At 71.3% G+C, this 6,494-nt stretch carries 6 protein-coding genes and 1 pseudogene; 4 read left to right on the plus strand and 3 right to left on the minus strand.

The features are described 5' to 3' along the window. Nucleotides 1-98: 98 nt before the first annotated feature. Nucleotides 99-1,016, plus strand: a complete 918-nt coding sequence (locus ACWD4G_RS21065) for a squalene/phytoene synthase family protein (RefSeq protein WP_451295544.1) — start codon at nt 99-101, stop codon at nt 1,014-1,016. A 114-nt stretch (nt 1,017-1,130) separates the two neighbouring features. Here ACWD4G_RS21065 and ACWD4G_RS21070 read toward each other — a convergent pair whose 3' ends face one another. Together ACWD4G_RS21070 and ACWD4G_RS21075 are read right to left on the minus strand one after the other, a co-directional pair. Next, entirely contained in the window at nt 1,131-1,625 is a 495-nt protein-coding gene (locus tag ACWD4G_RS21070) for a carbonic anhydrase family protein (RefSeq protein WP_451295546.1), read from the minus strand. A 411-nt stretch (nt 1,626-2,036) separates the two neighbouring features. Then, nucleotides 2,037-3,191 carry a restriction endonuclease gene (locus ACWD4G_RS21075; protein ID WP_451295548.1) on the minus strand — a complete coding sequence of 385 codons (1,155 nt, stop codon included), beginning with the start codon at nt 3,189-3,191 and terminating at the stop codon, nt 2,037-2,039. A gap of 304 nt (nt 3,192-3,495) precedes the next feature. On the opposite strand from ACWD4G_RS21075, the gene ACWD4G_RS21080 reads away from it, so the two are divergent. Together ACWD4G_RS21080 and argB are read left to right on the plus strand one after the other, a co-directional pair. Further along, complete coding sequence (locus tag ACWD4G_RS21080; protein ID WP_451295550.1) at nt 3,496-4,152, plus strand: isochorismatase family protein; 657 nt, start codon at nt 3,496-3,498, stop codon at nt 4,150-4,152. Between the two features lie 403 nt (nt 4,153-4,555). Next, a pseudogene (argB, locus tag ACWD4G_RS21085) lies at nt 4,556-5,050 on the plus strand (acetylglutamate kinase); the annotation flags it as partial. Here the strand turns inward: argB and ACWD4G_RS21090 are convergent. Further along, nucleotides 5,044-5,259 carry an MbtH family protein gene (locus ACWD4G_RS21090; protein ID WP_451295552.1) on the minus strand — a complete coding sequence of 72 codons (216 nt, stop codon included), beginning with the start codon at nt 5,257-5,259 and terminating at the stop codon, nt 5,044-5,046. The pseudogene argB and the gene ACWD4G_RS21090 sit on opposite strands and share 7 nt — an antisense overlap. A 118-nt stretch (nt 5,260-5,377) precedes the next feature. Between ACWD4G_RS21090 and ACWD4G_RS21095 the strand changes: the two genes are divergently transcribed. After that, entirely contained in the window at nt 5,378-6,484 is a 1,107-nt protein-coding gene (locus tag ACWD4G_RS21095; RefSeq protein WP_451295554.1) for an alpha/beta hydrolase-fold protein, read from the plus strand. Nucleotides 6,485-6,494 lie beyond the last annotated feature (10 nt).

Here is a 6,494-nt window from a genome sequence, read left to right on the forward strand (position 1 = left end):
AGTAACTTACGGGAGGTAACTTACCTCCCGCAGCTCAAGGGCGGCAAGCTCGTAGCTCAAGGCGGCCAGCTCACGATCACTCCGCCTACGATCACCCCATGAACGCATGGAGTCAGAGCCTGAAGGCCGCGGGGATCACGGAGTCCCGACTGCGCGAGGACTACGGCGCCCAGCGGCGACTGGTCGCACGATTCCGTCGGGCCTCGTACCTGGCGGCGCGGTTGCTGCTGCCGCGCCCGGCCCTGCCCCATGTGGTCGCGATGACGGCCTTCATGCACCACGGCGACAACGTCCTCGACACCGGCACCACCGCACAGCGCGCCGAGGCGTGGGCCTCCTGGGAGCGGCGGGTGCGCGAAGCGCTGGAGACCGGCGCGAGCGAAGATCCGCTCCTGCGCGCCCTGCTGCACACCCTCGCGGCGCATCCCCGGCAGCGCGACGTGCTGGAGGAGTATCTGTCCACCGCCACGGCCGACTTGGAGCTCACCGGCTTCGCCACCGAGAGCGACTACCAGGACTATGTGGACGCCTACTCCCTGCCGGGGTTCATGCTCATCGCCTCGCTCCTCGGCCCGGACGGCGACGACGGCGGGCGCTTCCGGGCGGGCTGCAGGACCTTCATCGACGCGAGCCAGCGGCTCGACTTCGTCAACGACCTCACCGAGGACCTGCCGCAGGGCTGGTCGGGCATCCCCGCCGAGACGCTGGAGAAGTTCTCGGTCACCGTGGAGGACCTGGCGGCGGAGCGCGAAACGGCGGGTGTGCGGGACCTGGTCCGCCATCAGGTCGGCGTGGCCCGGGCCGGTTTGGAGACGGCCAGGGGGCTGACCGATCTGGTCGAGGCTCCCTACCGGCCGCTGGTGGGCGCGCTGATCGAGATCGAACTCCTCACCGCCGACGCGGCGCTGGCCCGTGGCGCCGCCCTGCTGCGGGGCCCGGCGTCCCCACCGGTGGCGGGCACCCTGCGGGTGCTGCTGAAGGCCCGCCGGGAACGCCGGCGGGGGCGCGGCAAGTAACGCCGAGGCGGAGCAGGCGGGGACACCTGGGCGGAAACGGCGTGGACGCCGAGGTGCCCAGGCTGAGGCGGCGGGACTCCGCGAGGGACCGTCCCGCCACACCGACACGCGGCACTACCACCAGCGATGCCGGTCGCTGAGGACGCGTCGGTCGCCGAGCCCCCGCACCTCGCGGGCGTTGCCCGTGGGGAAGACCGTTCGGTAGTGCCGCATGGCTTCGGCGGATGCCTGCACCGGGTGGGTGAGTACGTTCCAGCGCACTCCCAGGATGTAGGGGTACACGGTGGTGGAGCCGATGTAGCGGTAGGACTCGGTGCAGGTCGGCAGCAGTGCGTCCAGGGCCGCTTCGGGGATCTCCCAGGACTCGGAGGGGTCGGCACGGCGGGCCGAGGCCAGCAGCCGGTCGAGGGGGTCGTTGGCCTGCCCCGGGTGGACGAAGGCGCTGACGACCGTGTACGCGCTGCCCTGCGCCGCCGCGTTCGGGCCGCCCTCGGCGCTCACGCGCTTGTACTTCATGTGCTGTTCCATCGGGAACACCACCCCGCCGACCGTGTGCTCGGAGGGTGTGTGCCAGTGGACGTCCACCAGGTGGTAGAGGTCGGCGCCCACCTCCAGCAGACATTCCTCGCCGTGAAGCGGCCCGGCCTTGACCGTGGCCTCTTCGCCCCGTGGACAGCCGGGGCGAGCGCCATCGGGTCGGGCGTCGCCGGGCGGGCCCTGCGTCGCGCGTTCGAAGCGCAGCCGTAGCGGGAGTGTCGCCGGGTGGCGGAAACGCAAGGGGGGGCAGGGCCGAGCAGTCGGTGTCCTGGGGGCGGATGTCCACCGGGCTCTGCAGGAGTTCGGTGTCGACGGTGGGCGACACGGGTGCGGTCTGCGACATGGGCGTACGCCTTCGGTCGGTTCGAGGGAGTCGGCGGGTGCCGGAGTCAACGCGTACCCTCCCCCCGCCGCCCCGCCCTGTCCGGACACGAAAGGTCACCCGGACTGCTGAACAGGCATCTCACGCCTTGACCGGGGCCGTTAACGGCTGTCGGCGGCGGCCAGCATCTGGTGGGCCACCGTGTTCACGGCCTCCACGGCGCCCTGTCGGTCGAACCGGAAGAGAGCCGTGCCGCTGGTCTCCGCCCAGGTCCGGGCCTGGGGGGTGTAACCGGCGGCGGAGAAGAACACACCGGTCTTGCCTTCGTTCACGGCGACTCCGTGGAGCTGTTGCACGGTGGGGCGGCCGGTGGCCTTGCCCTCCAACTTGACCTGGGCCACGGCCTCTTCGCTCACCACGTCGATGCCGCCGTCCGCGCCGACCGGTGTGGCCGTCGCGTCGGCGAAGCCCAGGTAGCGCATCCACTCGGCCGCTATCAGCTCGGCGTCGCGGGCCTCCCTGATCAGCCGCTCGGGCGGTCTGCCCGAGGGCACGACCGCCGTGCGGCGGGAGGAGGCGGCGAGTTCACGGGCGGCCAGGGTCACCTCCAGCCCGTGGTTGGAGGTGACGTGGAAGGTGCGGGTGCCGGAGATGACGAAGCCGTGTTCGCCGGGCTCGACCTGGGGGTCGGTGTCGCGGTAGGCGACGTCCCGGTCCTTCACCACCAGCGCCCGGTCGGTGATGATCGCCAGCGGCCGAGGGCCCTTCCCCGACAGGGTCTCGGGAGTGCCGACGGCGAGCCCGAGTATCCACTCGTCGGCGGCGACATGGGCGCGGGCCAGTTTCGTGAACCGCACTTCGAGGGGTTGGGGGTCGAGCGGGCGCAGTCGGGTCATACAGGCGGCGATGGACTCCTCGATCGCCGCGCCGAGCGGCGGCAGTTCCTCCAGAAGCCGCTTCGCCTCCCGGGCGAGGTCCCGTACGGGTACGCCTCCGCTCGTCGAGGAGGCGGCTTCCTCGACCGCCCGCATCGCCCGCAGGTCGGCGGCCTCCACCCGTGCCCCGGCGCTGAAGCCGGCCTTCCAGACGACCGCTGCCAGCGCGGCGAGCAGGCTCACCCACAGCACCGCCCATGAGGTGAGGGCGATCGCCGCCACGGTGCCGACGAGTGCCGTCGAGCAGCCGAGGGCGCCGGCGCCGATCCCGGGACCGCCCTCGGGCGCGCACGGTCGGCCGTCCGCCCGCGCATGCGAGGCCATGCCCTGCCGGGTCGCCATCACCTCTTGACCGCACAGCGGACACGCCAGAGCGCTCATCGAGCCCACCCCCACACTTACGCATTTCTTGATCTTTTTTCTTGATCTTTCCCCGGTCCGGAGAGTAACAGCGCCCACTGACAGCGCCATGGGCGCCGGGCTGACCGGCCCCTGCGGCAACACGAGGGATGCGGCCGCCGCTCCCGCACGGGCGCCAAGTCGCTTCGCCCAGACGCCCGTTGGGGCCGCTCGCAGGCGAACGGGACAGGGTCTTCCCTCACCGGAAATGAATGGTTAGGTTAGGCTAAGCTAAGGGCATTCGAGTCCGGGCCGCGACCGCGTGATCACGGGGAGGGCATCACTCATGGACCAGCCGGCCATAGGTTCCTACCCCATGCCGGACCGGTCCGCCCTCCCCCCGTCCCGCGTCTCCTGGCGGATCGACCCGGCGCGCTCCGCACTGCTCATCCACGACATGCAGAACCACTTCGTCGGCGCCCTGCCCACGGGACGCCGTCCGGTGGTGGACCTCGTCGACAACATCGCGGCCCTCCGGGAACTCGCCAACACCCTCGGCATACCGGTCGTGTTCAGCGCGGAGCCGGCCGGACAGCCGCCGGGCCGGCGCGGTCTGGTCGCCGACATATGGGGGCCGGGCATCGGGGACGAACCGGACGCCGCCGCGATCATCGCGCCGCTCACCCCTCGCCCCGGTGAACATCTGCTGGCGAATGTGCGCCACAACGCCTTCCTGCGCAGCCACTTGGGCAGACTGCTGCGGTCGGAGGGCCGGGACCAGCTGATCATCTGCGGGGTGTACGCGCACCTCGGTGTGCTTCTGACCGCCGCGGACGCCTTCATGAACGACATCCAGCCCTTCGTGGTCGCCGACGCGGTGGCCGACTTCTCCGCCGAGGAACACACCCTGGCGCTGCGCTGGGCCGCGCGCAGCGGCGTCGTCTGTACGACGGACGGTCTGCTGCGGGGCCTGCTGCTGCACCGGGAGCCGAGAAACGCGTGACCGCGCCCCGCGACACCTCGCGAAAGGCGCACGAAACACCACCGGACACCACGGGAGAGACCGAGCTTGGCATCTCCCCCAGCCGAAGCAGGGGGATTCTTCCCTCGCGGGTCGAGCTTTCTGCTTCACAGCCCGTAGCCACCGGGGTTACCGGCGAAGGGACGGTGTACCGCCCATGGTCTTACACAAGCTCCACAGACCTGACTTCCCGCCAGCCCGGCGGTAGACCCGGACGGCTTGGTTATCGCCGCCCGAGCACGACAACCGTACAAGCCGCCTGCTCCACCGCCAGACCTGCCGGTCAGAGCACGGTCTTTCGCCCTGGAGGCGAAACCCCGCCCCTGCCCTGCTCCGCAGGATTCCGTTTCCTCCCCCGCCTGAGGGCGGGGGTATCCACGGAGGAGATCCGATGACCGCCGTACGGCGCCCGGCACGGGTGGACGGCCGGCAGGTGGACATCGGGCTCGTCGGCGAGGTCGTGGACGTGAACCCGGGCATGGTGCGCGCGCTCCTCGAACAGGGGCACATCCCCGTGGTGTCCCCGGTGGCCCGCGGTGAGGACGGGCAGATCTACAACGTCAACGCCGATCTCGCGGCGTCGGCGCTGGCCGTGGCCCTGGACGCCGAGCGGCTGGTGATGCTCACCGATGTCGAGGGGCTGTACGCGAACTGGCCGCACAGCACCGAGGTGATCCGGCGTCTGACGGCCGACGCGCTGGACGGAATGCTGCCGGGGCTGGCGGACGGGATGCTGCCGAAGATGGAGGGCTGTCTGCGCGCCGTCCGGGGCGGGGTGCGCCGGGCCCATGTACTCGACGGCCGCGTACCGCACGCGGTACTGGAAGGCGTCCTCGGAGAGACCAGCCCCGGTACCACGGTGGTTCCGGAGAGTCACTGACTGTCCATGGACTCCGCGAGGGAGCGGGGGCGCAGATCGGTCCAGTGGGTCTCGATGTACTCCAGGCACGCCTCGCGGGTGTTCTCCTCGAAGACGGTCGTCCATCCACCGGGTACTTCGGCGAAGGACGGCCACAGGGAGTGCTGGCCCTCGTCGTTCACCAGGACCAGAAAACGGCCGTCGTTGTCGTCGAAGGGGTTGGTGCTCAACTCCGCTGCCTCCTCGGGTCCGACGGGCCGATGACAGCCCCGCCGACACTGGTTAAGTTAGGCTCACCTAATCAACGCGAGCCTAGCCGTTGCTCTTTCCCCTCACAAGGAGACGTCCATGCGGGTCGTGGAGAATCCCTTCGCCGCGTTCGGGTCGACCGACGAGCCCGGCACCGACGAGTTCTGGGCGGCGGCGCGGACACCCGTCTCCGTCCCGGCCGGTGACGGCGGTTGGGTGACCCTGTTCCTGTGGCGCGGATCGGAGGCGGGCATCGGCTCGGAGGCGGGCATCGGCTTCGAGAGCTGGTCGGAGCCGGTGCCCCTGACCCGGTGGGCCGACACGGACTGCTGGTACGCCGAGGTGCGGATGCCCGCCCGGCTGCGGGTGACGTACCAGTTCCTGGTGGGTGACGAGGCGTTCGCCGATCCGCTCAACCCGATGGGTGCGGGCGGTGACCGGTCCGTCGTCGCGACTCCGGACACCCCGGCCCAGCCGCACTGGCCCGCCATCGGCGCGGACGGCGTCCTGCCCCTGCCCCGCACCCGGCTGCGCTGGACCAGCGAACGGCTCGGCGGGCGGCGTACCGTGCGGGTCCATCCGGCGGGCGGCGGCGGGCCGTTGGTGCTGCTGCTGGACGGGGACGACTGGCTGTATCTGCATCCGGCGACGGCCGCGTTCGACTCGGCTGTCGCCGCCGGTGACCTGCCTCCCGTCACCCTTGTCTTCGTGCCGGCCAAGGACAGGGAGGCCGAGTTCGCGTGCCGGCGTGAGCTGTGGGAGGCGGTCCGGGACGAACTGCTGCCGCTGGTCGCGGAGTCCGGCGTACCCGCCGACCCGGGGCGGCTGGTGGTCGCCGGGCAGAGCCTCGGCGGGCTGAGCGCGCTGTACGCGGCGCTGGAGTTCCCGGAGCTGGTGTCCAGGATCGCCTGCCAGTCGGGCTCGTTCTGGTGGACGCCCGACGCCATCGGCGGACCGGACCCGCTCGGCGGCCCGGTCGGCGGTGCCCTCGCCGACCGGCTGCGGGAGCGCCCCGATCTGTCGGGCCTGCGGATCGCCTTCGACGTGGGGGAACACGAGACGCGGATGCTGCCCCACTGCGCCCTGACCGAGTCCCTGACCGAGCGGGCCGGTGCGACCGTACGGGTCTCCCGTTCCCCGTCGGACCACGACCGGGCGGGGTGGCGGGAGGCCCTGCTCAGGGATGTCGCCTGGGCGCTCGCCTGAACGTCCCGGG

This window comes from Streptomyces sp. NPDC002643, assembly GCF_053592555.1.